This is a genomic window from Nonomuraea sp. NPDC048881 (assembly GCF_040649795.1).
Lineage (GTDB): Bacteria > Actinomycetota > Actinomycetes > Streptosporangiales > Streptosporangiaceae > Nonomuraea.
The window spans coordinates 1-22,406 of record NZ_JBEZGC010000041.1 but is presented as its reverse complement, the minus strand read 5'-3'; the positions used below and the strand labels follow the sequence as shown (position 1 = coordinate 22,406).

Genomic DNA, 22,406 nt, shown 5'->3' with positions numbered 1-22,406 from the left:
CACGGTGCGTACACAAGAGCAACCATGGAGCAACCAACCATGATCAACAGGAAGATCCGAGGGTGGCGAGAACCGAGAAACACCAGGTCGGACGTTGGTTTTGAAGAGTAGGGCGGGTGGGACTTGAACCCACGACCCACGGATTATGAGTCGGTTCCTTCGGTGTCGCTCAGTGTCGCGGAGTGACCTTTTCTATCGCAGTGGACGGAATTCTTCCCGCCGTCGTGTCGGGAAGTGATGACGATGCCGTGCGGTATTGCGTACACGCGAGCAACCACCGAGCAACCACGTATTCTTGACCATCGCCGTTATGTGGCGCAGTGGTGACGGTGTCGTCGCGCCGCAGCGCGACCTCCACTACGGCGCGTCCGACGTGGTGGGCGCCGCCCAGGACCAGTACCCGCATTTCCCTCTCCTTCAGCCCGCCAGTTGGAACTTGCGCTCGACCAGCCGGCGCATCGGCCCCACGCCGAGAGCCGCGGGGGAAGCTGGGTCAGCTCCAGCACCAGCGGGTTGCGCGGGGCGTTGACGCCCTTGACTCGGTGGCCGAGCTGCTGCTGCTTCTCCGCCTACGGCCGCAGCTCGGCCTCCCCTTCCGGCAGCGCGGCCAGGACGTCGTCGCAGTCGTGCTCCACTGCCGCGCCGAGGTCCGCGCCGCCCACTGCCGGCGAGGAGCCGTAGCCGGCGAACAGCGTCACGCACCAGGCGGCGTCGCCGAGCAGCACGACCCTGCCCTTGCTCCACCGGTCGACCACCATCTGGCTGATGCTGTCGAAGCAGACCGACTCGGCCGTCTTCAACCCCCTTCAGGGCCTGGGGGACCAGCCAGCCCATGTCGCCGTAGAGCACGCAGGCGCCGTTGTCGGTCAGGACGCGGCGGACGGTGATGCCCAGGCTGGTGAAGTGGGCGTGGGCGCGGTGCCAGAAGGCGGCGGCGGTTTGTTTGGTCTCGTCCGGCAGGATTTCGGTGTAGACCAGGCGGGAGTGGTCGTCCAGGGCGGTGTGCAGGTAGCTGTAGCCGATCTTGGGCTCGCCGTGCCGGTAGCGGGCGGTGGTGGTGGGCTTGCGGTGGTGATGTGCGGTCTGCCGGTCGGTGATGCGGTGTCCGCCGCCGTCGGGGATGTTGCCGAGTTTCTTGACGTCGACGTGTACCAGGTCGCCGGGCCGGTCGTGTTCGTAGCGTCGTATGGGGTGGGCTGTGGCGCGGTCCAGGTGTCGCAGGCGGGCCACGCCGTGGCGTGACAGCACGCGGTGCACGGTGGAGGGGTGCAGGCACAGGAGGTGGGCGATGCGGGCCGGTCCCCATCGGCGCAGGATGCGTACTTTGATGATGCGGCGTTCGGTCCGGGCCGGGGTTTTGTGGGGGCTGTGGTGCGGCCGGCAGGGCTGGTCGGTCATACCGGCGGGGCCGAGCTGGCGGTAGCGATCGGCCCTTCGTTTGGCGGTGTTGACCGCTACTTGGAAGCGTTCGGCAGCGCGTCGCAGGGGCCAGCCGTCCTCTACCACGCAGCGGGCCAGGCGTAGGCGTAGGCGTCCTAGTTCGGTCGGCGGCGCGTTACTGTGGGGCATGAAGGGCCTCCGGGGCTCGGCGTAGATGTCGCAATCCACACCGAACCCGTAGGCTCTTTCCTATGCAATGATCTTGGGGATCGTGTGTCTTCGCGTTCTCAACCTCTGTGGTCAGTACATCTAGACACACCCCTTAGTGAAGGCGTCGGAGTGCGGTAGCCTGCCCGAAATGCCGGTATTGAGTCGATCCGCTGTCTCCGGGGTGCGCGTCGCGCGCCTCGTCGCGGCCGTGGCAAGCTGCGGGTTCGCCTTCGGCGGGTTCGTCGGGATCGTCAACGGTGACCCGGCCGAGCGGCCGGTCGCCACCGCCCTGCTGGTGGCCCTGCTCGCGTTGCACCTGCGAAACTGCGTGCGCTGGTCGCAGGAACCATGGCCAGCGGGCTGGCCGTGGACGCTGGCCGCGCAGGTCGTGCTCACCGTCGCAGGCATGATCTGGTTCGCCGACACCTGGTACGGCAACTCCGGCTTCGCCGCCGCGGCGTTCCTGCTGCTAATCAGGCGGCGATGGCTCGCGTGGACGTGCTTCGGGGTCGTCCTGGCCGCCCAGGCGGCGTCTACGCTGGCGGAGGGGTTCGGGCCAGCAGAGTCGCTGTATCTGGCGATCGGGCAGGCGGCCTTCGCCGGGATCGTCCTGTACGTCGTGGCGCGGCTCGCGGACATGGTCACCGACCTTCAGCGGACGCGGGCGAGCCTCGCGGAGGCCGCGGTCGCACGCGAGCGGGCGGCCTTCACCAAGCAGCTCGGCGAGCGGGTCGCGGGTTCGCTGGAGGGGATCGTCGCGGGCGGGCGGAAGGTGCTGGAGAGCGGGCGGTCCGAGGACGTGCGGGAGCGGCTCGCGGCGAGCGTGGACACCGCGCGCGCCGCGCTGAAGGAGACGCGTTCCGTCGCCCACGGGCATCGGGGCGAGCGGCCGTCCGCGGCCGTGGCCGACGACCTCACTACCACCGGGGTGACCGTCCTGGGGGTCATGACGATCTGCCTCATGATCGTGCCGAACGAGGTGCGGCGGATCTTCCGCGTCGACGTCCCGGTGCTCCACGAGGCGATCTTCTGGGTGGCGCTGGCGGCGTTTCTGGCGCTGTTCCTGCGGGCGTGCGTCCCCGGGCGGCCTGTCAAGCGGGCCGTGCTGATGCTGTTCGCGCTGGGCATACCGGCCGTGGCGCCCTTGCTGATCTTCGAGCTGGACCTGTGGCACCCGGTGTACTTCCTGCCGGGGGCCGGGCTCGTGCTGTTGTCCGGGTGGATGCGCTGGGTGGCGGTGGCCGTGCTGCTCGGCGGCGTGCTGGCGCTGTGGAACGTGCAGCTGGGGGACTCGACCGTGCTGAGCGCGGTCTACGAGGTGGTGTGGATCAGTGTGCGCGCGCTCGTGGTGTACGGGCTGGTCAACATGGGGACGCTGGTCGTGGCGCTGAAGGCGGCGCGGGCCGAGCTGGCACGCACCGAGGTTGCGCGGGAGCGCCTGCGCTTCGCCGGTGACCTGCACGACCTGCTCGGACTGCGACTCTCGGTCGTGGTGCTGAAGAGCGACCTGGCCTTCCGGCTGGCGGGCAGGGACGCGGAGCGGGCCAGGGCGGAGCTTTCCGCGGCGGTCGATGCGGCGCGTCAGGCGCTGGCGGAGCTGGGCATGATCGTGTCGGGGCCTGGGGAGATGTCGGTGGCCCAGGAGGTCGGCACGGCGACAGCCGCGCTGTCCGCCGCCGGTGTGTCGGTTCGTTCCTCGGTCTCGGTGTTGGAGCTGGACTCGGAGGCCGATGCCGCGCTCGCCGCCGTTCTGCGGGAGGGGACGGCCAATATCGTATGGCACAGCTCCGCCATGCGGGCTGAGCTGGTCTTCGAGGAGAAGGACGGCGTGGCGTGGCTGCGGCTGACCAACGACGGGGTCAGCCGGGACGCGGTGGAGCCGGGGATCGGGCTGGAGAGCCTGGCCGGGCGGATGCGCGCGGTCGGCGGCGAGCTGACCAGCGGGATCAGGGGAGACAGGTTCGTGCTCGAGGCGAGCGTGCCGCTACAGCCACCCCTGATCGGTGGCGATCTTGATGGCGTCGATCCTGTTGCGGGCGTTGAGCTTCATGAGCGCTGATGACAGGTAGTTGCGCACCGTCCCCAGGCTGAGGAACAGCGTCTTGGCGATCTCGTCGGGTTCGGCGCCGGTGGCGGCGATGCGCAGCACCTCGGCCTCGCGCGCGGTCAGCGGGCTCTCGGCCCGCTCCAACTCGGCGAGCGCAAGCTGCGGATCCACCACCCGGCCGCCGGCGACCACCTTACGGATCGCGTCGATCAGCTCGTCGGGCGGCGAGTGCTTGAGCAGGAACCCCGCGACGCCCGCGTCCAGCGCCCTGCGCAGGTGTCCGGGCTTGTTCAGGCCGGTCAGCATGACGGTACGGCAGCGCGGCAGCTTGTCACGGAGCAGCGCGGCGGCCTCAAGCCCGTCCATCCCCGGCAGATCGATGTCCAGAACGGCCACGTCCGGCTCGGCGTCGAGGGCCGTGGGCACCACCTCGTCACCGCGTTCGACGGCCACCATCACGGTGATGTCGTCCTCCAGGTCGAGGACGGCGGCCAGGGTGTCGCGCAGGATGCGGACGTCCTCGGCGATCATCACACGGATCATGTGAATCCTTCACATCCCCCTGATGAAACGGTGCACTACCTGGCAAAACGGATGATTGTGAGTATAGATGCATGCGAAAGATCATCGTTTCCACGCACGCCACGCTCGACGGTTTCATCGACAACCCGCACGAGTGGTCGCCGCAGCACTCCGACAAGGAGACCGAGACCCACGCCACCGCGATGACCAAGGGGGTGGACGCGCTGCTGCTGGGCCGCGTCACCTACGAGGGCATGGCACAGGCATGGCCGAACATGAGCGGCGACTCCTTCGCCGACCACGTCAACGCCATCACCAAGTACGTCGTCGCCTCCCAACGCGTCGACACTGCCACCTGGAGCCCGACTGTCGTCATCCCAGGCGACGACGTGGTGGCCCAGGTCACCGAGCTGAAGAGCCGGCCCGGCGGCGACATCCTCATCTGGGGCCACGGCCGCCTCACCGACACACTCGCCCAGGCCGGGCTACTGGACGAGTACCGCATCTGGATCTACCCCGTCCTCAAGGGCTCGGGCGAGCCGCTCTTCCGCGCAGAAAGCGCCACCCCGGTCGAGCTCGTCGATGCGCAGCGCTTCGCCACCGGCGCGCTGCTACTGACCTACCGCCCCGTTGTCTGACCACTGCTAACAGAATCCGCGCACCTCCCGCCCCTTCCGACGCTCGGGGATTGAGGGACGAGAGAGGTCATTTTCGTCATGGGTCTTAAGGAGAGTGCCATGCGCAAGTTGATCGAGTCCACGTTCATGACCATTGACGGCGTCGTCAGCGGCGCGGACAAGTGGAGCACGCCGTACTGGGACGAGGAGTACTCGGCCTACGCCCGTGAGCTACTGTTCGCCGCCGATGCCCTGCTGCTGGGACGTAAGACCTACGAGGGCTTCGCGGCGAGCTGGCCGAGCCTGGAGTCGGTCGAGGGCGACTACGCGGTCAGGATGAACACGCTGCCCAAGCACGTCGCCTCCCGTACGCTCACCGACACCACCTGGAACGCCACCGTCATCAAGGGCGACGTCGCAGAGGAGGTCGCCCGGCTCAAGCGGCAGCCCGGGCAGAACCTCCTCAAGTTCGGCACCGGCGAGCTCGACAGGACACTGCTGGAGCACCGGCTCGTCGACGAATACCACCTGTGGGTTACCCCGGTCGTCGCCGGCAGCGGTGACCGCCTGTTGGACGGCATCGACACCACCCACCTGAAGCTGGCCAGGACGACGACGTTCGCCTCGGGCGTCATCGTGCTCACCTACACCCCTGGAGCGCCGCAGTGAAGATCATGAGCGTGCTGGCGATCGGCGCGAGTCTGCTCGCGGCGCCGGTCGAATCCGGCCGCGCCACCCACACGGGTACGATCGACGGCGCCAAGTACCGGGTCGAGACCCCGGACCGGTGGAACGGCACGCTGCTGCTGTTCAGCCACGGCTACCACCCCGAGGGCTTCCCCGTCGGGACGATCAGCCTGACCAATCATCCCAAGACCGAGAAGTGGCTGCTCGACCGCGGCTACGCGCTGGCCGCCGCGCAGTACAAGGATGGTGGCTACGGCTATCAGACCGAGAACGCGATGACCGATCAGCTCGCGTTGCTCGACTGGGTGGAGAAGAGGATCGGTAAGCCGAAGCGGACGGTGGCGGCAGGCCAGTCGATGGGCGCCGTCGCCGCGACTCTGCTCGCTGAGCGCAACCCGGGCCGCTTCGCCGGGGCGATGAACGTATGCGGCAACTTCGACGCCCTCGGCTCCCTCAACGCCGAGCTGGACGTCTTGTTTGCGGTCAAGACGCTGCTCGCGCCGGGCAAGGACATCGACCTGGTCGGCGCCGAGGACCCGGACGCGAGCGCGAAGGCGCTCGCCGACGCGGTCGAGGCAGGCACGAAGACACCCGAGGGTCGTGCCAGGCTCGCGCTGGCGGGCGCGTTCAACAACGTCTCCGACTGGTACTCCACTCACGGCCCCCGTCCGAGGAAGGTGGCCGAACGCATCCGCCAGCAGGCCAAGTGGGTGATGGGCTCCTACGCCTACGGTTACGGCGGCCCGTCCGGCCAGGCCGACCTCGCTGCCAGGGCGGGCGGCAACCCCGCCTCGAACACCGGCGTCGACTATGGCCGCCAGCTCGCCCAATCCGCCCAGAAGAAGCTGGTCAAGCAGGCATACGAGGCCGCTGGCCTCTCGCTGCGCGGCGACCTGAAGCAGCTCGCGTCCGCCGAACGCGTCGCCGCCGATCCCGAGGCCGTCGCCTACCTGAAGCGGTACGGCGTGCCAAAGGGGAACCTCAAGGTCCCGATGATCACCGCCCACAACACCGGCGACGGCGGCACCAGCACCGACCAGGAGAACTGGTATGCCAAACAGGTCCGCGACCCGGGCAACCTGCGCCAGGTGTACGTCGGCAGGGGAAGCCACTGCGCGCTCAGCGCCGCCGAGGAGATCGTCACCCTGCGGACGTTGCTGACCCGCATCGACACCGGGAAGTGGCCCACCACGAAACCCTCCCGGATGAACGCCGCCGCCCACGCCGTAGGCGACGGCTACCAGGCGCCGCTCGACTTCCTGACCGGAGTGGACAGGGCGATGCTCCCTGCCTTCACCAAGCACGACCCGCCGCGGACGCTGCGTCCCACGGGCTGACGGGCGCGGCACCGCTCGATCGCGTGTACCGGTCCTGTTCGTGGACGCGATCAATGTCAAGATCCGGGATGGTCACGTCGCCAACCGGCCCATCTACCTGGTGATGGCCGTCACCGTCGAGGGGCACCGCGACATCCTGGGTATCTGGGCCGGCGACGGTGGTGAGGGCGCCAAGCACTGGCTGGCGGTGCGCCAACCGGATGACCTCGCTGGTCGAGCCGGTCTCCGCGTCCGAGCAGATCACCAGCACCTTCGGCTACGACGCCGCCGGCGCGCAGACCCGCACCACCAACGGCCGCGGCAACTCCACCTACACCACCTACAACAGCCTCGGCCTGGTGGAGACCGCGATCGAGCCGGCCACCGCGCAGCACCCCGACCTGAAGGACCGCACCTGGACCGTCGCCTACGACGTGGCCGGCAACCCCGCCGTCAGCCTGGCTCCCGGCGGGGTACGGGTCGAGCGCACCTTCGACGAGCTGAACCGGCTCGTCACGCAGACCGGGACGGGAGCCGAGGCCGACACCGAGGCCAAGAGGTTCGGCTACGACTCGGTTGGCCGCATGATCACCGCCAACGATCTCACCTTCACCCTCAACGACCGCGGCCAGCTGCTCAAGTCCAGCAGCGCCGTCGCCGGTGACCTCAACGTCTATGCCTACGACGCCGACAACCGCGTGGTGCAGCGCATCGACGGCACCGGCACCTCCACCTTCACCTGGGACGACGCCGACCGGCTCTGCGCCTGCCGATAACTACATCCGCCCATCTCATGACTCTGTGAGAGCTTCGCGTGGTGTACGCGAGCTCTGGCGGCCCGGAGACAGAAGCGCGTACGGCAGGATGATCCGCTGTGCTCCTTCGCCTGGCCTACCTCACCGTTACGAACGCTTTCGCCGCGCTGCGGTTGCTCCCCATGAGCGATCGGGACAAGGATGTGGAGATTCTCGTCCTGCGTCACCAGATCGCCGTCCTTGAACGCCAACTCTGCGCCGACACCAGAGTGCGATTCGCGCCCGAGGACCGGGCCTTCCTGGCCGCTCTCCTGACGTCGCTGCCCCGCGAGGTTCTGCGCCAATTGCGGCTTCTCGTCCGGCCGGACACTGTCCTGCGTTGGCACCGCGATCTGATGAGACGGCGTCACGCCCGTATCTGCCGGCCGAAGCGGCCCGGGCGCCCACCCACGGTCCCCTCCATCCGCGCCCTCATTCTGCGCCTGGTCCGGGAGAACCCGAGCTGGGGCTATCGGCGGGTCCACGGAGAGCTCACCACGCTCGGCATCAAGGTCGCGCCGTCCACCGTCTGGGAGATCCTCAAACAGGCAGGCCTCGACCCGGCACCCGAACGGGCTTCCACCACGTGGACCGACTTTCTGCGCTCGCAAGCCGACGCCCTACTGGCCTGCGACTTCATCGAGACCATCACCCTCAGCGGGCAACGCCAGTACGTCCTGGCGGTCATCGGGCACGCCACCAGACGCGTCCGCGTGCTCGGCACCACCGCTCACCCGAGCGCGAACTGGGTCACCCAGGCAATCAGGAATCTAGTGATGGACCTGGACGATGCAGGCTGCCGAGCGCGCTTTCTGCTCCGAGATCGGGATGGCAAGTTGCCGATCCTCATGGACGAGGTCCTCGCCGAGGCCGGCATCAAGACGGTGCTCACCGGCATTCGGATGCCGCGGATGAACTCCATCATGGAGCGGCGGGTGCAGTCCTGCCGCTCCATGAGCTTCTCGACCGCTGCCTCGTCTGGAACGAACGCCACCTGCGGCACGCTCTACGCGAGTACGAACGGTTCTACAACCAGCACCGCGCACATCAAGCCCTGGCCCAAGCCGCCCCGCTGCGTCCCGTCCCGGAGCCGATCACGGGGCCAGAGCGAATCACTGATTTGAACATATGCCGACGAGCCCGGCTTGGCGCTGTCCTCCATGAGTACTCACATGCCGCTTGACCTGCATGGATGGAATTGTCGGCAGGCGCAAGGCTGCCTGCTCGAGACGGCGGCGCCGCCGGGCTCGTCTCCGCCGAGATCGAGCCGGAAGGGCGGGTATCGGTCGGTCATGAGCGCCGCGTAGCCGGCGACCCGCAGACCCCAGCGGTTCAGACCGAGGATGAGGTCGAACAGGGGGCGGGGGTAGCGGCCGGTGACGGTGAGCGCGATCCCGGCGATCAGGACGAGCAGTGCGACCAGACCGCCGCCGCCCCAGTCCCATGCGTCGCCGCCGGCCTGCCAGCCGATCCAGGCGCTGCCGCTGAACAGGATCCCGACGATCAGGAGGTGCGGGACGGCCAGGAGCCACTTCACCAGGACGAGACCGCGGTGCAGCCGCGTCGGGTACGCGACGTTCAGCCCGGCCGGGTAGCCGGGGATCTCCCGCAGCGCGAACGGCGGGTAGCGATCGGTGCCGAGCGCGTTGTAGGCGTAGTAGCCTACCCGCCAGTTCCACCGCATGACGCCGACGTTGAAGTCGAAGAGCGGCCGCGGATACCGGCCGGTGATCACGATCGCGGCAAGCGCCACGAGGCTGAGCACGCAGAAGGCGATCCACAACGGGATCAGGATCAGCACGTGGGGCACGATCAGCAGCCATTTGACCAGCCACAGCCAGCGTGACAGAGGGTCGTCCTGCTGGGCGTGCACCTGGATCGGGTACGGCTTGACCGCGGGAGTGGGGGCTTGCATGGCCAACGGGGTTGGCGAGCTCATGGTCGAGTTCCCTTCTTGTCCGGGAGTCGCAGGTAGGAGGAGGCCGCATGGCCACTGCTCGGGAGCGCCAGGCGGTGCGGACGTCTCTTCGGCAGAGGTCTGTTGCGGGCGCGGGGCCGGCTGTGAGCCAGGAGCCGGCCGGACACACGAACCTGCTCGTTTGTGAGGGGATGAGCGCGCCGCCGGATCCGCGCTGAGAGACCGAGCCGTGCCCCGTCTCATCGGAGGCCCGTGTCCACCGGGAACGACGGCTCGGCGTGTGTCAGATGGTGACGGGCCGTGCTGGCACGGAGGTCGTGATGCGGCCGCCCTCGTTCTCCCAGGAGGCTGAGTCGTCCCGGCCGGGTGAGCCCTCCTCCGGGTGTGCGGGGTGAAGGATGTCGGCGGGACGGACTCCGGCCGTGCCTGCGGCTGCGAACGCCAGCGCGGCCGTGGCTGGGCCGTCCGCGGTGCCGGGCGGGATGACCAGCAGGGTGATGGGCACGGTTCCGGCGATGCTCAGGGTGATCAGGTGCGGGTCGGCGCTGCGGAACCAGCCCACTCTGACCTGGCGGCCGCGGGCCGGGATGCGGCGCGGGATGTGATCCCAGGCGTCCAGGTGCAGGCCCACGCGCAGGACTGCCCTGCCGAGCCGCTGGTCGACGGCGGAGATGAGGGCGGGCAGTTCGGCGGCGGCGTCACGGGTGCGCGGCCACCATGCCCCGTCGACGGTGCCTCGCCGGTCGAGGACGGTGTTCAGGCTGAGCCTGGGGGCGGCCTCGGCCGCGAGAACGGGGCTGGACGGGAAGAGGGGTGTCGTCATCGTGATCGCCTGGCCTGTCGGGCCCCGTCACGGGGCCGGAAGTGGTCTGTCGCCGCGGGCGACGCCAACCTGGATGCCAACGCTCGAAATGTCCTCGGCATTTATTATTCTACCTCGCTTTGCGAGGCAAGGAAAAACATCATGTCGCCGGCAGGCGCTGTTATCGATTGTGGTGATAATCGGGCCGGTGATTGCCTGTTGTCTGTTCTCGCCAGGAAGAGCAGCCTGGTGCCGGGTTCGAGAGCAGCAGAAGGGAGGCGCCATGAGTCCGTCATGGAGGATCAAGTCCAGGATGCGGGCCGTCCGGGGTTGGATCATGCTCTACTACGGCCGTGCCACCGGAAACCAGCATCTGGAGTCGAAGGGCATGGCCGACCGGGCTGGAAATGATCCGGGGCGGCGCAGCGAGAAATCCAAAAGGATGTTCAAGCGCTGATGTGGCGACCGTCAACGGCGCCTAAATGTGCCGGCCCGGTCCAGTGCATTCGTTCTTCACGTCATCAGTAAAATGCCGGCACAAATCTGGAGTAGCCATGAATCGTGTCATTGTCGTGGGCGCCGACGGTTCGGATGCCGCCACCTCGGCCGTCGAGTGGGCCGCCGACGACGCCGCACGCATGGCGGCCCGGCTCCGCATCGTGCACGCCGTGGACCGCTCGCCGTACGAGATCGCGAGATTCTCCACCCCGGGCCAGGACGACGTCATCATGCTCAGCGCGCAGAGCGTGCTGAGCGACGCCGAGGCGGCGGCGCGCAAGCGACAGCCCGGCATCGACGTCGGCTGCGAACTTCTTCAGGGCGCCGCCGCGGCGGTGTTGCGCAGCCGGGCCGGTGACTGCGCCGAGATCGTGATCGGCGGCACCGGCCTCGGCGGCTTCCCCGGGGCCGTGCTGGGCTCGGTGAGCACCCACGTGGCCGGGCACGCGCACGGCCCGGTGGTCGTCGTCCGATCCGACCATGACACCGTCCACGGGGAGGTCGTGGTCGGGCTCGACGACTATCACGCCTGCGAACCCGCCCTCGGCTACGCCTTCGAGCAGGCGATGCTGCGTGCGAGCACGTTGCGCGCGCTCTGCGCGTGGCAACCTCCGGCGCACGCTCACATCCCCGACGACGCCTATGACCTGGACGAGATCCACGCTACCCAGAGCCGGACCGCGGCCGGCATCCTCCAGGGGTGGCGGCAGCGATATCCGCAGGTTCCGGTGATCGAGGACGTCCGTCGCGCCCACCCCGTCGATGCTCTCATCGGAGCTTCCGTCACGGCGGATCTGGTCGTCGTGGGCTCTCAGGGCAGAGGGGCGATCGGCACCGTGATGCTCGGATCCGTCGCCCTCGGGATCTTGTACGGCGCGCGCAACTCCGTCGCGGTGGTGCGGTCATGAGCGTGCCTTGGCCGGCGACCTGGAACCTGAGCCGGTGGCCGTCTGGGCCGGTCGGTCGGCAGGCTCGGGGGTGAGCAGCGGCTCGGACGGCCCCGTCGGCGCGCCGGGCGGGATCGCCGGGCCGTAGACGAGTTTGTCAGAGGGTCGCGGCCGCTGTCTCAGGTGTCTTGCTGGGATGTTTCCGCTCGTCCTGGGTGGCTGTGACCAGCTGATCGGCCGCAAGGACCGCCAGAGCCGGCGCGACGTCGAGCTGTGATCTCGGCGACCGGGGTGCCGGCGAATCTGTTCCCAGCCCAGCCGCACCACGACGAAGCCGACGGCTGCGACCATCGTCGCCACCATCACGATGGCGACGATGGTGGTCATCGTGGACATGTTCGCCTCTCAGGGGCAAACCTGTTCAACCGTCCCGCCTGGCCGTTGCGTCTGATTGTCCGGGCGTCCGGCGGAGATCGGCGTCGGGTGCGGGCTCGTGACTGCTGCGCCGCCTGGCATTGTGGCCGGCCAGGTCGTCCATGGCGTCCTGTCGGCTTCGGACGGTCGACCCACTCCAACGCGACTGGGTGCGGAGCAGGAGAATCGACACAGCGAGGACACCGCCGAGCATCAGCATGACGCCCACGATGCGCACGTCGAATCCGCCGGGCAGCAGGTCTGCCACGGCGGGCACCGGCCCGAGGACGATCGAAGCGATGATGCCCATGGCGGCACTCCTCTGGCGGTGCGTCGATGTCCGCACGAGACCGGTCTTCCGGACCGGTCGAAGCAGGGTTCCGGCCGCTGCGTGATCGCCGCGGCCGGGGTCGAACGCTTTCACCTCCAGAGCACACCCACGGGCGCCGTACAGACACAGGCGATTCGGAATGGATCCATCTCCAGAAGCGATCACCACGCGTTGGGTCCCCGCACACCAGGCAGACCCATCAGTGGGCGCCTCGCGGCTCGCGGACTTGACGCCGCTCCTCACCCTCATCGTGACCTCCAGACGCGGCCAGTCGCTTGGTCAGCGGCTCGCCTGCTCGTCGGCGAGTGCTGGTTGCTCGTGGGGGGGTTGCGGCTGGTTGCGGGCGGTGCTCGTCGTCGTTGGCGAGGAGTTCCTCGAACAGCACGCGGTAGTGCACCATGGCCTGCCGCAGGTCCTCGGTGGAGGCGTCGCCGGAGGCGGCGCGCCCGCTGATCCGGTGGGCTTGCCGGTAATGGTGAAGGGTGCGGCCGTGCACCACCGACAGGTCCGCCAGCTGCTGCCGGAAGCCCCCGGTGGGGTAGCCGCGTTCGGCCATCGCGGCCGTGACCAGCTGGTCGGCCTCGGTGACGGCGGGACCCGGCACGTCCACGAACCGCTCTTGCAGCCGGGTCCAGCGCTCCGCGTAGGTCTGCCGGGAGGCGGGGGTGAGCGGGATGATGTCGAGGGTGGCGAAGCGTTTCTCCCGGGCACGCAGCTCCTGCTCGGCCTCTCCACGACTGTCCTGTTCGTTCAGGGCGTGTTCGTATTCGGGGCCGAAGCGCCGGCGCGGCCCTTCCCGGCGGCGGCGTAGCAAGACGTAGCCGATGGCCAGTGCCAGGATCACCGCCACGGCGACGGCCACCCAGAGGATGGTAACGATGGTCATGTCTGCCTCCTGCAGATGTCGATGCCTTTCGCACACGGCTGGTGAGCACGGGCAGAGGCAGCGGCCGGGATGTGGATCGACGGTCACGGGCCACCTGCCGGAACGCAGGGCCGTACCGCACGGCTCGGATCGGATGCGATCTGCGGTACGGCCCTGGCGCTTCCCCCTGCACCTCACCTCCTCTGTGGCGGGAACGCGAGCTCCGGGGGCGGGCTGGACGGGGTCATCGGCGGCCGGCCCAGCGGCCTGAACCTCGGCCAGTGCGCCGGCCGGTGACCAGGTTGTAGGCGAGCAGCAGCACTGCCGCGCCGACGACGGCGCAGACCCAGGTGGACAGGTTGAAGAAGCCCTGAATGCCGGAGACGTGTGCCCATGGCCGTTCTCCCTAGGGCGGTGCCTCGATGTCTGCGGGATCGGTCTTCCGGACCGGTCGAAGCAGGGGGCCGGCCGGTTGCCGGCGGCTACGGTCGAACTCACCCTGAGCCAACACCCGCGCGGAAGGGGCGGAAACAAGCGAACGGCGAAGGGGCCATCTTCAGGACCGATCACCAGGAAGAAGAGGGGTTGTACGGCACGACCAGCGGTGAGGCCGGCGCGTCAGACCGCCTCGTCGCCGCGGCTGCTGGTGGCTGCTGGTGCACCTTCGCCGGGCGCCGGCCCTGGGGGGAGGGGGATCGGGTCGCTCTTGAAGAGTTCGGGCACGGCCCGGTAGAGGATGGCGGTGATCGGGACGGCCACGACCGCGCCGGCGATCCCGGCCAGGATGCCGCCGACGGCCAGCACGATGATGATCGCCAGGGGGTGGAAGTGCAGCACCCGGCCGACGATCAGCGGTTGGAGCACGTGGTTCTCCAGTTGTTGCTCGACGATGAGGATGCCGATGAAGATCAGTGCGTAGATGGGGCCCTTCGCGCCGAGCGTGACCAGCGTCGCGACCGCGCCGGCGAAGAGGATGCCGACGATCGGGACGAAGCTGGCCAGGAAGATCAGTACGGCCAGTGCCGCCCACAGCGGGACGCCCATGACGGCCAGCACCACGCCCATGAGCACGCCGTGCACCGCGGCCACGGCCACCGTGCCTTGCACGTAGTGCGACAGCGTGGTCCAGGCGGTCCGGCCGGCCCGGTCGACCCGTGGCGCCATCCGGCCGAACCCCTTGAGGAACCAGGACCAGATCTGGTCACCGTCCTTGAGCAGGAAGAACGTCACGAACAGCAGGAGCACGATCGAGGCCAGCACCTCCACCACCACCACGGTCCCTGCCAGAACGGTCGAGGTGATCTGCTGCTGCCGTTCGGTGACCAGATTGGCGATCTCGTCCACCCAGCCGCTGAGCTGGAGGGGCTCCAGGTGCAGAGGGCCGGTGTAGAGCCAGTTCTCCACCGTCTTGGCCGTCTGCCTGACCTGTGCCACCAGGCCGGGGAACTCCTCGTTGGCCCGGACGCCGATGATCCAGCCCGTCCCGCTCAGCACGGCGAGGGCGACGAGCATGGTGATCCAGGTGGCGTAGACCGACCGCAGCCCCGACGCGCTCAGGTGTCGGGTGAGCGGGAACAGCAGCGCGGTCAGCAGCAGGGCGACCGCCACCGGCAGGGCGAGGATGCGCATCGTCGCCACGAAACCGAACACGAAGTTGGCCGCGATGCCGATGACGATCAGGCACGCGCACCACGCGGCCATCTTCGCCAAGATCGGCGGCACCAATCTCGACAGGCGCTCCTGAGGTGAATCCATGTAGGGCAACCTTCCCACCGTTCGTTGGCGCGGTGCACGATCTTCTCCTTCAGCCCCGTACGAAACAGCAGCCGGCGCCGAACGGCGGGCGTGATGAAACAGAGCGAAGTGGTGGCTGCCCCGGTCAACGCGATGAAGAACAGCCAGTGGCCCGAGGAGTCCACCTTGGCGTCCGGGCAGAGGATCCGTCATCGGTGAAAAGGCGGCTTCGTCTCTCCTGATGAGGCAGCGCCATCGGTCGGGCACTACCCTGAGTTTCCATGGCACGACGACCACGGCATGGACTCATCGATCATGGTTCCGGTTCGCGACCTGTTGGGCGCCCGTGACCTTACCGGCGGAACCTGCAGCTCCAGATGGGCGGGTCAAGGGTGCCAGCGCGGCGGCGGCCTGAGCTCCGAGGGGCCGCTGGTCGCCGCCGATGAGGTCGTCGAACAAGGCGCGATAGTGCGTCATGGCCTGCCGCAGTTCGTGGATCGACACCCACCCGTCCCCGGCGCGCCCACTGATCTCGTGGGCTTGGCGGTAGCGCACCAAGGTGCGGCTGTGGCGCAGCGACAAGTCGGAGACCTGCTGGGCGAAGTCCTCGGTGCTGTATCCGCGCTTGGCCATGACGGCCCGCACCAGCAGATCTGCCTCGCAGACCGCGGGACTCGGCTCGTTCACGAAACGCTCCTGCACCGCGGCCCACCGGCCGGCGTAGCCGCGGCGCGCCTCGGGATCGAGCGGCTGTACGTCGAGTGGCCCTGATCGCGTCCGGCGGGCTCGCAGCTCACGCTCGGCCGCCCGCCGATCGCCCGCCGCGGCGGCCATGCGCTCGTAACCGGGGCCGAATCGCTCGCGAAGACGACCCCGACGCCTGCGCAGCAAGAAGAAGCCGATGGCCGGAACCATGACCATCACCCCCACGATGAGAGCCACCCACATGACGGCCTCGGCGGACATGATCGCCTCCGTTCCGATCGCCGGCGTCCCGCCTGAGGACAGGTGACCGGATACCGCCAGTCAACGCCACCCGTCCGGAGACGGACAGGGGCGTTCGCAGCAAAGCTCATCGCGGGAGCTGATCACCGCTGCCCCCGCGATCACTTGAGCTCACGGCCCGGTGGCGGCGTCGGTGGGGCGCGCGTACCAGCGTCGTACGGCTTGGTGCGCGCGGCCGAGGTCGATGGCCTGCTGGGGGAGCAGGATGCGCTCCGGCCTGGCGCGTCTTCGCCGGACGGCGGTTCGGTGGCCGGAGCGACGGGTTCGAGCCAGTCGAGTCGTTCGGCCAGGTGGCGGGCGGTGTCGATGACGTCGGCGATGTGCGGGGAGGGGTTGGCGTCGTGCCACAGCAGGGACCAGGGGTAGTACGTGGTGGGGTCGGTCAGGGGCCGCCAAGTGGTGCCGGGCCGGTTGGAGGAGCGGAAGGAGGAGGGGACGCAGTGCACGCAGCGGTGCTGGAGTACGAGGTCGGCGGCGGCCCGGGAGCTCTCGACGGTGCCTTCGTAGAGAGCGGGCCCGAACCCGGCCGCGCGGCACAGCGCGAGGACGAACTGGTTGAGCTCCGGCGTCTGCGATTCCTCGCCGAGCAGGAGCAGCTCGTCGGCGAGGGCGGCGACGGGTACGCCGTCGAGGTCGGCGAAGCGGTGGTCGTCGGGGACCAGCACGCCGAGGGGATCGAGCCTGACGAGTTTGGAGGCCACGTCGGCCGGGGTCCGGGAGGCGTGTCCGATGGCGATGTCGAGGCGGCCGTCGGCCAGTTGCCGGTACTGCTCGGGGGTGCCCGCTTCGATCTGGTGGATCGTGATGCCGGGACGGTTGTCCTGGAGTGCGCGCAGGATCTGCGGCATGGTGTCGTAGCCGGCGTCGATGATGCCGACGCGCAGCGTGGGCGCGGACGCGGCGGCGTTGCGCGCGGCCTGCGTGGCCCGGCTGACATGGTGGAGGATCTGGCGGGCTTCGATGAGGAAGGCGGCTCCGGCGGAGGTCAGGTCGACGTGGTGGGTGCTGCGGTCCAGGAGCCGCACGCCGAGCTCGCGTTCCAGCCGCTGGACCTGCTGGCTCAGCGCCGACTGCACGATGTGCTCGCGGGCGGCGGCGCGGCCGAAGTGCAGCTCTTCGGCCAGCGTCACGAAATAGCGCAACTGCCGTAACTCCATGCCCGACACCCTTCCTCTCCCAGGCGGTGCCGATGCGCCCGTGGTCTCCCACTCTAGGTTCCTCGTGGGTATGTCAACTTCTGGAGGCGGGCCCTACTTGCTGGGCTGAGGCGTCTGGCAGTCGATCTTCGGGTTCATGCCGAGGTAGTTGAGGGGGCCGGCCAGGATCGTCACCGCGATCGTGGCCACCTGGTTGCAGTTCTCCACCGGTGCCGTGTAGTACTTGCGCTGGCCTGCGGCGACGGCACCGACGATCAGCCACAGGATCAGCACCAATGATGCGACGCGCATCGGTTCTGCCTCCATCTTCGTGCCTGCGAGGCTGGCGGAGACGATGGGACCGTTGACGAGTTCGCCCGCGTCCGGACGGGATCCCGATCCGGGACCTGGGACCCACCGGGCGGATCGTCGAAGCGGGGATCAGCGTTTGAAGGCGTTCCTGGCCTTGTCACCGGCCTGCTTCAGATTGCCTGCGGCCTGGCCCCTCTTGCCTGTGGCCTGCTGATGCCGGTTGCCGGTGACGCGGCCGAAGCGTTGCCTGGTCCAGCCTTTGAAGGCCTGGACCTTGTTGCTGATTTCCCAACGTAAACTCATTGTGATCTTCCTTCGCTGCTCCGCCGCGGTCAGGCGGCTTGGAGCCTCAGTGTCTGTCCCGGCTTGCGAGGGGGAAACGAGCAATGGCCGCGCCGGTTATCACAGGAACTGATGAGCGGTGGGGGCATCCGGGGTCAGTGTCCGGCCGGTGAGAGCGGGCCGGTACGGCGGCGCCGGAGACGTTCGGGATCGGGCCAGTGCACGTTGCTCGCCCAGCCGAACCGTTCGAACAGGCGGATCACCCCGCTGGACGGGTCGATCTGGCCGCGGTCGAGACCGTGGCGGGCGCAGGTCGGCTCGCTGTGATGGCCGTTGTGCCAGCTCTCACCGAACGACAACAGGGCCAGCGGCCACAAGTTCCTCGCCCGGTCGTGATCGCGGGTCTTGAAGGGCCGGCTGCCGATGAGGTGGCACAGCGAGTTGACACTCCAGGTGACGTGCTGGAGCAGCGCGATCCGGATGAGCCCGGCCCACAGGAAGGCGGTCAGGCCGCCGTACAGGGTGCCGGTGATCGCCCAGCCCGCTGCGAACGGCAGCGCCAGCGACAGCCCGCACAGCGCGGGGAAGGCGCGGGCCACGCGGGTCATGGCCGGATCGGCCAGTAGGTCAGGGGCGTAACGCCCGGCCGGAGTCTGGTCGTCGGTGAACAGCCAGCCCAGGTGGGCGTGGGCAAGCCCCCGAAGCTGCCCGCGCAGGCTGGTTCCGTACCGGTAGGGCGAATGGGGATCGCCGGGCCGGTCGGTGAAGGCGTGATGGCGGCGGTGCACCGCCACCCAGTCGATCACGTTGCCCTGGAAGCCCATCGACCCGGCGACCGCCAAGCTCACACGCAGCCAGGGCCGGGCGGTGAAGGAGCCGTGGGTGAGCAGCCGATGGAAGCCGACCGTCACCCCCAGACCGGTCACCACGTAGAAGGCGGCGGCCAGGAGCAGGTCGGTGAGCGCGACCCCGTGCCCCCACGCCAGGTAGATCACCGCGCCGAGCGCGGCGAACGGCGCGATCACGATCGCCCCGGTCAGCGTGGTCTGCGCCCGCCCGGCTGGCACGTGCTCGCCGGCCCCGGGGAAGGGCGAGGTTCCGTCGTAGGCCTGCCGGCGTTGCACCGGTCGTTCGGAAACAGTCATGAAGCAGCCTTTTTCTCATCTATACGGTCCGCCGGTGCACGTAGCACCAGCGCCAGGTCGACCTCGGTGCCAGGGCGGCGGCCACCGGGTGGTCGGTCTCCTGGTAGTGGGCCTTGGCGTGGCCGCCCTGCGAATCGTCGGAACAGGCCACCCAGCCGCAGGTCAGGCACACCAGCAGGCGCGTCCAGGTCTGGTCGAGGGCCAGACATTCCTTGCATTCGGGCGGTCCGTACCGCACTTGGGGGAGCTGGTGGATGTGATCGCAGCGCGGGGCCTGACCGTTCATGTCTACGCGGTCGGTCGCGGCCATTCCTTGTGCGTCCAGGGTCATGACGACCCCCTCACGGTGACAGCGACGCAAGGTGCGCCGGCTGGTCGCTTGCCAGTCAACGTGCTCAGCCGCCTCGGCGGAAAGACGCAATCCCAGTCAGCCTCATCAGCTGCGGCGATAGCGGGCCTGCGGGCGATTTCACGAGACGCCACCGGATCATGCGGATCGTCACGTAGAGAACCGCCGGACCATGAAATCGTCTGGATATTCCCCGGTGCGGGCCTTCCGTCGCCTTATGCCGAGAGCGAATTTCGCACGTTTATTTGAAATTTCCTTGCTATTTATTTCGGGTTGGCATTGAATGAGGAATGCAAGCAAGGAAAAGGGGAGGCTCTCATGAGCTTCGTGCAGATTCTCGAATTCAGCACCAAACGCGCCACGGAAGTCGAGTCGCTCATGAACGAGTGGCGGACGCAGACCGAAGGAAAGCGCCATGTGAAGCGCGAGATCGTGGCGAAGCACCACGACCGCCCCGATCACTACGTGGCCCTCGTCGAATTCTCCTCCTACGAGGAGGCCCAGCGTAACAGCAAGCTGCCGGAAACCGGCCGGTTCAACGCGCACATGGTCAAACTGTGCGACGGTCCGATCAAGTTCTCCGACTACGATGTGATTCGCGACAAGAGCTGATCACCGGCTGAACATCGCGAAAAGCTCAACCTGTGCTGTGGCGTGCGAGAACATTCTCGCGTCATGGCGCGGGGCTTTTTTTGTGTCGGCCCATCGTCGCGCGAGACGTGAAGGGGCCGGCACCGGCCGACCGCTACGGATTCCTCCTGGCGAGCGCCCGCTCGGCCGCGGCGCCCAGCAACCGGGCGGCGGCGGCCACCTCGGCGAGCCGGCCGGGCCCCATCGCGTCCAGGCAGCCGGCCAGCCGCCGCCGGTCACCATGGCAGGCCATGTTCGTCGCACGCTGGACGGCGAGGGCGAGCGAGGCCGTGCCGATCGCCGTCAAGACGTCGGCCAGGGCCTGATCCACGCCGTCGTTCGGACCCGGCGGCTGCGCAGGTTGAGCGGTCAATGCAAGTCACCATGCCGTCCTTGAGCTCCGAGTGCGATCCGGTGTCGCTGGCCGGCCTGCTCCATCTGCCGGCCGAGGACAACGGGAGAGCGCCCCAGTGGTTCCCCATGAGACGCCACGAGCGGTGCGGCCGTCAAACCCATCGCGTCACCACGCGGGCGCCGACCCCGGTGATCACGGCTGATGATAAGCGTGAGGCAGATTGCCGCTATCCACCGGGCCGAGCCCACGGGATGATCAGTACATCGCACCGGACTGCTCCACTCACGCCGGCTCCCGCACCACGTGTTCATGGCCGCCTCACACGCGCGGCCACCTTATTCCGTACTCCCCGCCCGTAGGAGTCAGCATGGACACCGCGGACACAGCCGGCATCCGCACGCCTGACACGGTCGCCGATCCGCTCTTGCGTATCACGCCGCTCGTCGATTCCACGGGCCTGCGGATCGAAGGCGAGCTCGACTACGCCACCCTGCCTGTCCTGACCAGGGCACTGGCCTCGATGGCGAGAGGTGGCAGCTTCTGCGTCGATCTGAGCGGCCTGGTGTTCTGCGACGTCGGCGGGTTGCGCGCGTTGGTCACCCCCGCCGCCGGCATGCGCGACGGCCAGGTTCTGACGTTACGCTCGCCCTCTCCGCAGGTGCGACGCCTGCTCCAGCTCACCGGCTGGCACCCGAAGGCCGGTCTTCGCCTGCAGGATCGGAGCACCTCATGACGGCCCTCGATCGCCGCACCGGGCAGGTCTGTGGCCCATCCCCGCCACCGCCACCGTCGTCCGCCCGTTGCCGACCTGTCCAAGGTGTCGTTCTGCGACGCCGCCGGGCTGGGTGTCGTGGTTGGCGTCCAGCCCGAACCCAATCCCGGACACCGTCCTCGGCCTGGCCGCCCGGGCCACGCCTTGCCCTCAGCGGGTCGTGGCCGGGGCTGCTGCGGCGGGATTTACTGCTCAGGCGGCGGGCAGGGGGAACGTGACATGAGTGAGGAGTTCGGAAACCTCCCAGAGCTTTTGCGCGGCGTCATCGTCGAGTGCTTTGCCGGACAATTCTTCGAGGGCGGCAGGGCCGCGTACGCCGAACCGGCTGGGTCCGGAGAAGCTGGCGCCGGGGACGTCGCCGACGGTAGCCAGCAGGGTCGGCCGGGCCCCGCCTTCGGGGCTTTGGGCCAGGAGCCGCGTTCCCAGGGCGAGGGCGTGGTCAAAAATCCGCCGGCCGGTGGTCATGGTGAATCCGGTGGCTGCCCAGCCGGGATGCGCTGCCGTGGCCAGGATCGGTGAGCCGGCCCTGTTCAGGCGGCGCTGCAGTTCGCGGGTGAACAGCAGGTTGGCCAGCTTGGTCTGTCCATAGGCGCCGAACGCCGGTGCGGCTCCACGACCTCCGTCATGGAGCCGCCTTCGACCGCGCTGGCTGCGCATGTGGATCTGCGTACCGTTCAGGGGCAACTCGGGCACGCCAGCATCGTGCTGACCGCGGACACCTACCCGTCCGTGCTGCCGGAGCTGTACCACGAGGCGGCGGAGGCAACGGCCCGGCTGGTGCTGACGACGGCGCGCACGACCGCCAGAAAAGTCCGAAGAATCCGGTTGCCCCAGACGTGACCCAAGCATGACCCAGATCAAGAACAGGATCTTGCACAGACGAGAAACCCCAGGTCGGAGTGGTAGGGCGCCCGGGGCTCGAACCCGGAACCTACGGATTAAAAGCTCGGCCGTTGTGGCCGGTATTTAATGCCACTTCGCCGAATCTCGATGCTGTGCCTTCCCCACCAGCGGAGACCGCCGTCACGTGATCAGGGCGTAGCCCTCCGCGCGAGGCCGGCGTCCTGCGACCGAGGCAGGCAGCAGTACGCCTCAGGCTCTGCCGGGGCGTGGGCCGGAACATGTGACCAGCGGATATCGCTTGACATGGGCAACGGAGGTGGGCGTCGATACCGACCGCCCCGGGGCATCCGGTGGCCCCGAACATCCTCGCTGCGGCCCCATGACGGGCCTGTGCGGGCCGACTGGGGCCGCCCTCCGGCCCGGGGCACGGCAAATCCCCGCAGGTCAGCGACCAGTTCTACCAGTTGGCCTTCCAGGTGGGGCTGCCGCCGGTGCGGTTGCACGATCTCCGCCATGGCGCGGCCTCGCTGATGCTGGCGGCCGGGGTCGATCTGA

The 22,406-nt window shown here is 68.5% G+C and carries 28 protein-coding genes and 2 pseudogenes; 11 read left to right on the top strand and 19 right to left on the bottom strand.

The window, feature by feature from the left end:
• Positions 1 to 569 precede the first annotated feature (569 nt).
• Positions 570 to 758: a hypothetical protein gene (locus AB0C33_RS50830; protein WP_358302975.1), complete on the bottom strand. Its 189-nt coding sequence runs from the start codon at positions 756 to 758 to the stop codon at positions 570 to 572.
• Positions 759 to 849: 91 nt separating this feature from the next.
• Positions 850 to 1,569, bottom strand: a pseudogene (locus AB0C33_RS50825) (IS481 family transposase); the annotation flags it as partial.
• Between the two features lie 169 nt (positions 1,570 to 1,738).
• Here AB0C33_RS50825 and AB0C33_RS50820 point away from each other — a divergent pair.
• A complete protein-coding gene (locus AB0C33_RS50820; protein ID WP_358302972.1) occupies positions 1,739 to 3,649 on the top strand; it encodes a histidine kinase in 1,911 nt (636 codons plus the stop codon).
• Here the strand turns inward: AB0C33_RS50820 and AB0C33_RS50815 are convergent.
• Positions 3,575 to 4,180, bottom strand: coding sequence for a response regulator transcription factor (locus tag AB0C33_RS50815; protein WP_358302969.1), 606 nt, complete (start codon positions 4,178 to 4,180; stop codon positions 3,575 to 3,577). The two genes, AB0C33_RS50820 and AB0C33_RS50815, sit on opposite strands and share 75 nt — an antisense overlap.
• A 71-nt stretch (positions 4,181 to 4,251) precedes the next feature.
• Between AB0C33_RS50815 and AB0C33_RS50810 the strand changes: the two genes are divergently transcribed.
• From AB0C33_RS50810 to AB0C33_RS50785, 6 genes and pseudogenes are all read left to right on the top strand, one after another.
• Positions 4,252 to 4,797, top strand: coding sequence for a dihydrofolate reductase family protein (locus tag AB0C33_RS50810; RefSeq protein WP_358302966.1), 546 nt, complete (start codon positions 4,252 to 4,254; stop codon positions 4,795 to 4,797).
• Positions 4,798 to 4,896: 99 nt separating this feature from the next.
• Positions 4,897 to 5,445, top strand: a complete 549-nt coding sequence (locus tag AB0C33_RS50805; protein WP_358302964.1) for a dihydrofolate reductase family protein — start codon at positions 4,897 to 4,899, stop codon at positions 5,443 to 5,445.
• Between the two features lie 5 nt (positions 5,446 to 5,450).
• Positions 5,451 to 6,800 carry a DUF6351 family protein gene (locus AB0C33_RS50800; RefSeq protein ID WP_358302980.1) on the top strand — a complete coding sequence of 450 codons (1,350 nt, stop codon included), beginning with the start codon at positions 5,451 to 5,453 and terminating at the stop codon, positions 6,798 to 6,800.
• Between the two features lie 34 nt (positions 6,801 to 6,834).
• A pseudogene (locus AB0C33_RS50795) lies at positions 6,835 to 6,990 on the top strand (transposase); the annotation flags it as partial.
• Between the two features lie 10 nt (positions 6,991 to 7,000).
• Positions 7,001 to 7,555, top strand: coding sequence for a hypothetical protein (locus tag AB0C33_RS50790; protein ID WP_358302961.1), 555 nt, complete (start codon positions 7,001 to 7,003; stop codon positions 7,553 to 7,555).
• Between the two features lie 98 nt (positions 7,556 to 7,653).
• The gene (locus AB0C33_RS50785) at positions 7,654 to 8,697 is read left to right on the top strand and encodes a helix-turn-helix domain-containing protein (protein ID WP_358302958.1); all 1,044 of its coding nucleotides are present in this window, start codon (positions 7,654 to 7,656) and stop codon (positions 8,695 to 8,697) included.
• Positions 8,698 to 8,741: 44 nt separating this feature from the next.
• Here the strand turns inward: AB0C33_RS50785 and AB0C33_RS50780 are convergent, their stop codons facing one another.
• Both AB0C33_RS50780 and AB0C33_RS50775 read right to left on the bottom strand, forming a co-directional pair.
• Positions 8,742 to 9,488, bottom strand: coding sequence for a DUF4389 domain-containing protein (locus AB0C33_RS50780; protein WP_358302956.1), 747 nt, complete (start codon positions 9,486 to 9,488; stop codon positions 8,742 to 8,744).
• 286 nt (positions 9,489 to 9,774) lie between these two features.
• Entirely contained in the window at positions 9,775 to 10,314 is a 540-nt protein-coding gene (locus tag AB0C33_RS50775; RefSeq protein ID WP_358302953.1) for a DUF5994 family protein, read from the bottom strand.
• Positions 10,315 to 10,847: 533 nt separating this feature from the next.
• On the opposite strand from AB0C33_RS50775, the gene AB0C33_RS50770 reads away from it, so the two are divergent.
• The gene (locus AB0C33_RS50770) at positions 10,848 to 11,699 is read left to right on the top strand and encodes a universal stress protein (protein ID WP_358302950.1); all 852 of its coding nucleotides are present in this window, start codon (positions 10,848 to 10,850) and stop codon (positions 11,697 to 11,699) included.
• Here the strand turns inward: AB0C33_RS50770 and AB0C33_RS50765 are convergent.
• The 12 genes from AB0C33_RS50765 to AB0C33_RS50710 all read right to left on the bottom strand — a co-directional run bounded on the left by AB0C33_RS50765 (position 11,694) and on the right by AB0C33_RS50710 (position 19,233).
• Entirely contained in the window at positions 11,694 to 12,065 is a 372-nt protein-coding gene (locus AB0C33_RS50765) for a hypothetical protein (protein WP_358302947.1), read from the bottom strand. The genes AB0C33_RS50770 and AB0C33_RS50765 overlap by 6 nt on opposite strands.
• A 34-nt stretch (positions 12,066 to 12,099) precedes the next feature.
• Positions 12,100 to 12,402 carry a hypothetical protein gene (locus AB0C33_RS50760; protein ID WP_358302945.1) on the bottom strand — a complete coding sequence of 101 codons (303 nt, stop codon included), beginning with the start codon at positions 12,400 to 12,402 and terminating at the stop codon, positions 12,100 to 12,102.
• 220 nt (positions 12,403 to 12,622) lie between these two features.
• Positions 12,623 to 13,309: a hypothetical protein gene (locus tag AB0C33_RS50755; RefSeq protein ID WP_358302942.1), complete on the bottom strand. Its 687-nt coding sequence runs from the start codon at positions 13,307 to 13,309 to the stop codon at positions 12,623 to 12,625.
• Positions 13,310 to 13,532: 223 nt separating this feature from the next.
• Positions 13,533 to 13,664, bottom strand: a complete 132-nt coding sequence (locus tag AB0C33_RS50750; RefSeq protein WP_358302977.1) for a hypothetical protein — start codon at positions 13,662 to 13,664, stop codon at positions 13,533 to 13,535.
• A 242-nt stretch (positions 13,665 to 13,906) separates the two neighbouring features.
• The gene (locus AB0C33_RS50745; protein WP_358302939.1) at positions 13,907 to 15,043 is read right to left on the bottom strand and encodes an AI-2E family transporter; all 1,137 of its coding nucleotides are present in this window, start codon (positions 15,041 to 15,043) and stop codon (positions 13,907 to 13,909) included.
• Entirely contained in the window at positions 14,965 to 15,207 is a 243-nt protein-coding gene (locus AB0C33_RS50740; protein WP_358302936.1) for a DUF6328 family protein, read from the bottom strand. Before AB0C33_RS50740 ends, AB0C33_RS50745 begins: the two co-directional genes overlap by 79 nt.
• A gap of 121 nt (positions 15,208 to 15,328) precedes the next feature.
• On the bottom strand, positions 15,329 to 15,988 hold the full coding sequence (locus tag AB0C33_RS50735; RefSeq protein WP_358302933.1) for a hypothetical protein: 660 nt from the start codon (positions 15,986 to 15,988) through the stop codon (positions 15,329 to 15,331).
• A gap of 140 nt (positions 15,989 to 16,128) precedes the next feature.
• Positions 16,129 to 17,184 carry a LysR substrate-binding domain-containing protein gene (locus AB0C33_RS50730; RefSeq protein WP_358302929.1) on the bottom strand — a complete coding sequence of 352 codons (1,056 nt, stop codon included), beginning with the start codon at positions 17,182 to 17,184 and terminating at the stop codon, positions 16,129 to 16,131.
• 93 nt (positions 17,185 to 17,277) lie between these two features.
• A complete protein-coding gene (locus AB0C33_RS50725) occupies positions 17,278 to 17,475 on the bottom strand; it encodes a hypothetical protein (RefSeq protein WP_358302926.1) in 198 nt (65 codons plus the stop codon).
• Positions 17,476 to 17,604: 129 nt separating this feature from the next.
• Entirely contained in the window at positions 17,605 to 17,778 is a 174-nt protein-coding gene (locus AB0C33_RS50720) for a CsbD family protein (RefSeq protein ID WP_358302923.1), read from the bottom strand.
• 134 nt (positions 17,779 to 17,912) lie between these two features.
• A complete protein-coding gene (locus tag AB0C33_RS50715) occupies positions 17,913 to 18,902 on the bottom strand; it encodes a fatty acid desaturase (RefSeq protein ID WP_358302920.1) in 990 nt (329 codons plus the stop codon).
• A 19-nt stretch (positions 18,903 to 18,921) separates the two neighbouring features.
• On the bottom strand, positions 18,922 to 19,233 hold the full coding sequence (locus tag AB0C33_RS50710; RefSeq protein WP_358302917.1) for a UBP-type zinc finger domain-containing protein: 312 nt from the start codon (positions 19,231 to 19,233) through the stop codon (positions 18,922 to 18,924).
• A gap of 336 nt (positions 19,234 to 19,569) precedes the next feature.
• On the opposite strand from AB0C33_RS50710, the gene AB0C33_RS50705 reads away from it, so the two are divergent.
• Positions 19,570 to 19,863, top strand: coding sequence for a hypothetical protein (locus AB0C33_RS50705; protein WP_358302914.1), 294 nt, complete (start codon positions 19,570 to 19,572; stop codon positions 19,861 to 19,863).
• Positions 19,864 to 19,996: 133 nt separating this feature from the next.
• Here AB0C33_RS50705 and AB0C33_RS50700 read toward each other — a convergent pair whose 3' ends face one another.
• Positions 19,997 to 20,254 (bottom strand): hypothetical protein, encoded by a 258-nt coding sequence (locus AB0C33_RS50700; protein WP_358302912.1) that lies wholly within the window; start codon positions 20,252 to 20,254, stop codon positions 19,997 to 19,999.
• Positions 20,255 to 20,603: 349 nt separating this feature from the next.
• On the opposite strand from AB0C33_RS50700, the gene AB0C33_RS50695 reads away from it, so the two are divergent.
• Positions 20,604 to 20,969: an STAS domain-containing protein gene (locus AB0C33_RS50695; protein ID WP_358302909.1), complete on the top strand. Its 366-nt coding sequence runs from the start codon at positions 20,604 to 20,606 to the stop codon at positions 20,967 to 20,969.
• A 231-nt stretch (positions 20,970 to 21,200) separates the two neighbouring features.
• Here AB0C33_RS50695 and AB0C33_RS50690 read toward each other — a convergent pair whose 3' ends face one another.
• Positions 21,201 to 21,701: a hypothetical protein gene (locus AB0C33_RS50690; RefSeq protein ID WP_358302907.1), complete on the bottom strand. Its 501-nt coding sequence runs from the start codon at positions 21,699 to 21,701 to the stop codon at positions 21,201 to 21,203.
• A gap of 9 nt (positions 21,702 to 21,710) precedes the next feature.
• Between AB0C33_RS50690 and AB0C33_RS50685 the strand changes: the two genes are divergently transcribed.
• The gene (locus tag AB0C33_RS50685; protein ID WP_358302904.1) at positions 21,711 to 21,848 is read left to right on the top strand and encodes a hypothetical protein; all 138 of its coding nucleotides are present in this window, start codon (positions 21,711 to 21,713) and stop codon (positions 21,846 to 21,848) included.
• The last annotated feature ends 558 nt before the right edge of the window (positions 21,849 to 22,406 follow it).

Excerpts from the sequence above, each read along its gene's own strand:
- AB0C33_RS50830 (WP_358302975.1), bottom strand. The coding sequence starts at position 758 with ATGGTGGTCGACCGGTGGAGCAAGGGCAGGGTCGTGCTGCTCGGCGAC.
- AB0C33_RS50820 (WP_358302972.1), top strand. The coding sequence starts at position 1,739 with ATGCCGGTATTGAGTCGATCCGCTGTCTCCGGGGTGCGCGTCGCGCGC.
- AB0C33_RS50815 (WP_358302969.1), bottom strand. The coding sequence starts at position 4,180 with ATGATCCGTGTGATGATCGCCGAGGACGTCCGCATCCTGCGCGACACC.
- AB0C33_RS50810 (WP_358302966.1), top strand. The coding sequence starts at position 4,252 with ATGCGAAAGATCATCGTTTCCACGCACGCCACGCTCGACGGTTTCATC.
- AB0C33_RS50805 (WP_358302964.1), top strand. The coding sequence starts at position 4,897 with ATGCGCAAGTTGATCGAGTCCACGTTCATGACCATTGACGGCGTCGTC.
- AB0C33_RS50800 (WP_358302980.1), top strand. The coding sequence starts at position 5,451 with ATGAGCGTGCTGGCGATCGGCGCGAGTCTGCTCGCGGCGCCGGTCGAA.
- AB0C33_RS50790 (WP_358302961.1), top strand. The coding sequence starts at position 7,001 with ATGACCTCGCTGGTCGAGCCGGTCTCCGCGTCCGAGCAGATCACCAGC.
- AB0C33_RS50780 (WP_358302956.1), bottom strand. The coding sequence starts at position 9,488 with ATGCAAGCCCCCACTCCCGCGGTCAAGCCGTACCCGATCCAGGTGCAC.
- AB0C33_RS50775 (WP_358302953.1), bottom strand. The coding sequence starts at position 10,314 with ATGACGACACCCCTCTTCCCGTCCAGCCCCGTTCTCGCGGCCGAGGCC.
- AB0C33_RS50770 (WP_358302950.1), top strand. The coding sequence starts at position 10,848 with ATGAATCGTGTCATTGTCGTGGGCGCCGACGGTTCGGATGCCGCCACC.
- AB0C33_RS50765 (WP_358302947.1), bottom strand. The coding sequence starts at position 12,065 with ATGACCACCATCGTCGCCATCGTGATGGTGGCGACGATGGTCGCAGCC.
- AB0C33_RS50760 (WP_358302945.1), bottom strand. The coding sequence starts at position 12,402 with ATGGGCATCATCGCTTCGATCGTCCTCGGGCCGGTGCCCGCCGTGGCA.
- AB0C33_RS50755 (WP_358302942.1), bottom strand. The coding sequence starts at position 13,309 with ATGACCATCGTTACCATCCTCTGGGTGGCCGTCGCCGTGGCGGTGATC.
- AB0C33_RS50745 (WP_358302939.1), bottom strand. The coding sequence starts at position 15,043 with ATGGATTCACCTCAGGAGCGCCTGTCGAGATTGGTGCCGCCGATCTTG.
- AB0C33_RS50735 (WP_358302933.1), bottom strand. The coding sequence starts at position 15,988 with ATGTCCGCCGAGGCCGTCATGTGGGTGGCTCTCATCGTGGGGGTGATG.
- AB0C33_RS50730 (WP_358302929.1), bottom strand. The coding sequence starts at position 17,184 with ATGGAGTTACGGCAGTTGCGCTATTTCGTGACGCTGGCCGAAGAGCTG.
- AB0C33_RS50725 (WP_358302926.1), bottom strand. The coding sequence starts at position 17,475 with ATGCGCGTCGCATCATTGGTGCTGATCCTGTGGCTGATCGTCGGTGCC.
- AB0C33_RS50720 (WP_358302923.1), bottom strand. The coding sequence starts at position 17,778 with ATGAGTTTACGTTGGGAAATCAGCAACAAGGTCCAGGCCTTCAAAGGC.
- AB0C33_RS50715 (WP_358302920.1), bottom strand. The coding sequence starts at position 18,902 with ATGACTGTTTCCGAACGACCGGTGCAACGCCGGCAGGCCTACGACGGA.
- AB0C33_RS50710 (WP_358302917.1), bottom strand. The coding sequence starts at position 19,233 with ATGACCCTGGACGCACAAGGAATGGCCGCGACCGACCGCGTAGACATG.
- AB0C33_RS50705 (WP_358302914.1), top strand. The coding sequence starts at position 19,570 with ATGAGCTTCGTGCAGATTCTCGAATTCAGCACCAAACGCGCCACGGAA.
- AB0C33_RS50695 (WP_358302909.1), top strand. The coding sequence starts at position 20,604 with ATGGACACCGCGGACACAGCCGGCATCCGCACGCCTGACACGGTCGCC.